The sequence below is a fragment of the Paraburkholderia sp. BR10141 genome (genome assembly GCF_056155635.1).
This window is the reverse complement of record NZ_JBMIQH010000090.1, coordinates 1-4,759: the sequence shown is the minus strand read 5'-3', so window position 1 is coordinate 4,759 and position 4,759 is coordinate 1. Positions and strand designations below refer to the sequence as shown.

Genomic DNA, 4,759 nt, shown 5'->3' with positions numbered 1-4,759 from the left:
TACGGCTGTTTGAAGTCAACTCCTGCAAATCGACCTCGGAGGGCCTACCTCCATCTCAGGTACAGCATCGTGTTCAGGATGCAAACACGTTCATGGCACAACCCGTTATCCAACCGATACGCCAACGACACGCCCGTGGACAAAACCTGGTTCTGTCGCGGTAAGGCGATTTGGGCGAACGATAACGATATGATGAGGATTGCTTACATCGCCAGCGAGTAGAATTGCCGGGCGGCCGATGGCTTGAGTTTGCCTGCGCCTTCCATCTGCCCCTTGGCGATCATATGCATGAGTTCAATGCCGCTCAACAAGATGCGGGCACAACGAAATTCCTTGAATCCCAAGATGGGTCGGGTACGGCGCTTGATCGCCCGATGGTCTTGTTCCACGATATTGTTGAGATACTTGGCCTGGCGGATCTTGATGGGCGTCTCACGCTCGGCGTTCACGGCGCGCAGCCCGGCCAGATTGGCACCACTCTTGTCGATGGTTACCGTTTCGGGCGCGCCATTCTGATCGATGGCCTTCTCGAAGTACCGTCGGGCCGCCTCTTTGTCCCGCTTGGCTCGCAGCAGGAAGTCAACCGTGTTGCCGGCCTTGTCGACGGCGCGGTAGAGATACTTCCATGTACCCCGGACCTTCACATAGGTTTCGTCCATCCGCCAGCTCTTGCCGACCGGGCGCTTGCAGCGACGGAACGCCTTTTCAAGCACCGGCAGATGGCCCACCGGTGCACGGTCGAATGATCGACTGCGATCCCGCGTTCCGACATCATCTCCTCGAGATTGCGCAAGCTCAGCGGGTAGGTCACGTACCAACGCACGCACACCAACAGCATCTCGAGCGGATAGTGCAACCGCTTCAGCACTTTGACTACCGCTGGACTCAGCGCTTTCATTGTCGTTCACATCATCCTGTAAGGTCCCGCAGCATACCAGCCTCCGCTATTGCAACAGAACCGACTATCGCGCTCACCCTGATGCACATTCCAATTGTTTAACCGCCCCTTAAAATCTCGTGGAATTCTCTCTGAGAGATTTCTTCGCCACCTAGACGGTTTCGCGTAACTTCAAAAAGGCGCGTCTGTCCGTTTTGCCACGGGATGGTAAATCGGTCCCCGATATTCCAGCTTCGCGTCCTCGCTTCTTCAGGATTTGCCAACGCTACGGTTGGGCGCGCCCTGCTCGGGGCAACTGGGGGTAGTGGAGAAGCTGGATTTGCTTGCAGTCTCCGAAGGCGAATCTCGTTAACGGACATACCTTCTCTCTCTGCCAACGCTCTTTCGCCCGCTTGAATTCTGGCAAGATCAGCGCGCGTTGCCTCCGAACCTAGCTGACGGGCGGCCCGGACGTCTCTTGCTGCGCGCTCAGCCGCCTGTCGGCTGGGGAAGCCTTTGGCGGCGGCCCGGGCGTCTCTTGCTGCGCGGTCAGCCGCCTGTCGGCTGGGGAAGCCCTTGGCGGCAGCCCAGGCGTCTCTTGCTGCGCGGTCAGCCGCCTGTCGGCTGGGGAAGCCCTTGGCGGCAGCCCGGGCGTCTCTTGCTGCGCGCTCAGCCGCCTGTCTGCTGGTGAAGCCTTGGGCGGCGGCCAGGGCGTCTCTTGCTGCGCGGTCAGCCGCCTGTCGGCTGGTGAAGCCTTTGGCGGCGGCCAGGGCGTCTTTTTCTGCCAGCCGAGCCGCGCCGGTCGTCGTTACGCCTATTTTTTGCGCTTTTTGATACCTTGATTTTCGCATTGCAACTCGGTATAGGGCTTTCTTGTCGCCTTGCTTCAGTTCATCATCGGTGACGTCACATCCAACAAATGTGTCCGTATTGACGACACCGCCTGGCTTGTGGCTGCAATTGATAGGCTTGACGGTTGTGGCGCTCGAGCCGGAACGTTGCGAGGGGGGAAGATAGGGCGCGGCTGCCACCTGCCTGCCCTCGCGGCTGGAATTTGTCACTGTTGCTGGCGCTCTTGAGGAACTGGCAAGTGAGCTGGGTGGGAGCTGCCCAGCCGCATCGGAATAGCGCGAGTCATGCGTCGATCCGGTTGCGCGACTATCGATCCCGGAAGGCAATGGTGCGCCAGAGAAGTCTTGAGGGTTGCGGCGCGCAATCAACTCCCGCGTCAGATCGGCTTGAGAGTAGTGCGTCAGTGCGCTGGCTGCTGGACCACCGCTGCCTGCAGGGGCGCTTTGCGGCGGAGGAGCTGGATTGCGCAACTGATCTTGCAGTTCAGCAATCCGACGATCGATGCGGCCGTCCACGTTTGCAAGGTAGGACCTCTCGTCTTGCAACTGCGTGATCTGTTGATCAAGAGTAGGCGCTACGGTCGGTTGGTTTATTGAAGCGCGGGGAACATGTGATTGACCTGACTGCCCCCTGCCTCGTTGGGGCAGTCCACCCAGCACAGATGCTGCATTCTGATTCTGGCGGAATTGCCGGATGTCATCCGCCTGGTAGGGAATCCGGCCAGGGCGATGCTGGTTAACCTCGTTGGTGGTGGACTGCGCGTCATAACCTTGCTGAAGGTAATAGCTGGCCATATGCTGTGAATCAGGCGATAGTCGCATGGTTGCTCCGGTGAATGGGGCTGGTGTTACGTCGTTTCTTGCCAAGGGAGCGTCCATGGCAAGAGCGTCGCATAGCCATCTGCCGTCTGCGCATGCGGCAGTGCGTGAATAGATTCTTCAGACACGCGTAGGGCGCGACGCCATTGGCCCTGCAGGTCTCGATCAGCCTTCGCAATTCCTGAGGCAAGGGCCGTTCGTGGCGTCGGTGCCTTCATGATCATCGGGTCAGTACCGGTTCTCAGACGCGCATTCTAGCGCCCCCGCACTGATGCGGCACAACCCAAGCGGCGTAATGCAGCACCTGAACCCACTTGACCTCACCCTAACCACTGGAGAAAGAGTTTCCTGAAGGTGGCGCAGCTCGGCACGCGAGTAACCCGCGAGTGGACTACGCAACGGACAACATCCGATTTGCGAGCCTAGATAGCGGCAGGCTCGTCGGGCGGACCTCTGTACTGCGGTAGCCAACCCGCGAATATCAGTGTGACCCACCGTCGAGATTTACTGCTACGTCGCCCTCAGGAAATTTACATGACATGTACCCGAGAAGCTGAAAACCGATCTCCATTGACACGTGAAGTCCTATCAGTCCACCGCACATCAGACAATCACCTTTACGTCGTCGATTCGCCATCTAACAGCGTCGTCATCCACGCGGCAAAACTCCCAAATATCCACAAAATAGGCTGCATCAGCGTCGACTTTTTCTCTAACATAGCCCAGAAATTTAACGACAGCGGTTTTCCCGATCTCATCATCGAAATTCGAAATAAGCTCCGAGCGCAGCTCGGTGACGTCCGTGTAGTTGGCGACGCTACCGCGCACAATGAGATCGTTTTCCAAGCGCGCTAGCAGACGCTCGCCTACAAGATACTTTATGTCGTGGAGGTTACCCGCGTCCCAGAGGTACTGCATTCGCATAAAGGTTCTTTCGGCAGATTGCAGAAAATCGCTTATCCGTTTTTCCATTCTATTGAAGGTGTCTTCTTTATTTCATGCATTGCTTAGGAATCCGTGATGGACGACAAGTCCTCGTGATCCGAGCTCCGCTTATTCCGGCTCCTATTCATGCGCGCGACCCTTCCGGTTTTTGTCGATGCCACGGAACGATTGTGTTCAGTGTCAGGTCAACGTACACACATGAAAAAGCAAACCCTTTGAAAATTGCCAGTCCCGACATTCGCGTTTCATCGGCAGTCGAATGCTTCTAGGTCTCTCGAGTGGTTTTGCACCCGACAAGCAGTTTCGACATTCCACCACGGGTGTTGAACAAAGCCATCATGAAACGATCAACTGGTAGAGCCTCGTTGCTTCCCAACGAAATGATCTCCGCGAACAGCTCGCCGCACGCTTTGCCCGATGGCATCGCTTCACTGGGCTCACCCCATGATGCGTCCAATTTCTGAGCAAATGTACGTCCTGTGCGCTCTGGCGTCTCAAATACCGTAACGTGACAACGCCCTCCCGAATGCCCTATGCGCCTTGCCGCGCAATGCGATTGCGCAACGTGCTCAACCGTCTGCACCGATACACCGAGCTCTCGCGCAATCACGGCATTCGAGTGTCCCTCATGTGCCCACAACGCAATCCGGAGCCCGCATCACATCCCGCTGCGGGGCCGTCTTCTGTGCTAGGAGTTTCTCTTTTTCTTTCTTTGTCAGCTTCACTGACGTTGCATGCCGGCCTCGGCTCATCCCGGCGTGATAACTGAGGCGTTTAATTATTCAACGTATTTACGAGATGTTGTGCTAGTTTGCCATGAAATCCGTGTCGAGCTTCGCGCGAAATGTCTGTCAAGCTTGACGCGAAATCGGTGCCGAGGTTGGTGTGAAATACGCAGCCGTAGTTGTTGCTCAACCGACGTTCACCCTCGGGATGAGCCAAACCTCGCCGTCCGACCACGTGGCCATATAGCGCTGACCGTGAATATACATGTATGTCTGGGGCACGTAAGGGGTTGGCATCAAGTTGTTATTCTCCAGCACGCCGACGAGCACGTTCGAAGCACGTTGGCTGCCGTGCTGCCAATCGTCGCCCACGGAACCGCTGATATCAGGGTAAGAGGGCGGCGGCGGGTTCCAAAAAGGTTGCGAGCTTTCCATATACGGCTGGCTCACCTCTTCACCTGGCGTCTGATAGTGAGGCCATGAAATACCCTCAAAAAACGATGATGGAGGAGAAGTGGCACCAAAACCGGCCTGACCATATT

3 protein-coding genes and 1 pseudogene are annotated in these 4,759 nt (G+C 56.8%); all 4 read right to left on the bottom strand.

Translation table 11 applies throughout. The features are described from left to right. Window positions 1-203 precede the first annotated feature (203 nt). Window positions 204-898: pseudogene (locus tag ACOJB8_RS40725) on the bottom strand (IS6 family transposase). A 98-nt stretch (window positions 899-996) separates the two neighbouring features. Continuing rightward, window positions 997-2,550 (bottom strand): hypothetical protein, encoded by a 1,554-nt coding sequence (locus ACOJB8_RS40720; protein WP_475017885.1) that lies wholly within the window; start codon window positions 2,548-2,550, stop codon window positions 997-999. A gap of 600 nt (window positions 2,551-3,150) precedes the next feature. Next, window positions 3,151-3,519 carry a hypothetical protein gene (locus tag ACOJB8_RS40715; protein ID WP_475017883.1) on the bottom strand — a complete coding sequence of 123 codons (369 nt, stop codon included), beginning with the start codon at window positions 3,517-3,519 and terminating at the stop codon, window positions 3,151-3,153. A gap of 884 nt (window positions 3,520-4,403) precedes the next feature. Then, window positions 4,404-4,759 (bottom strand): hypothetical protein (locus tag ACOJB8_RS40710; RefSeq protein ID WP_475017881.1); only part of this gene is annotated, 356 nt, incomplete at its 5' end.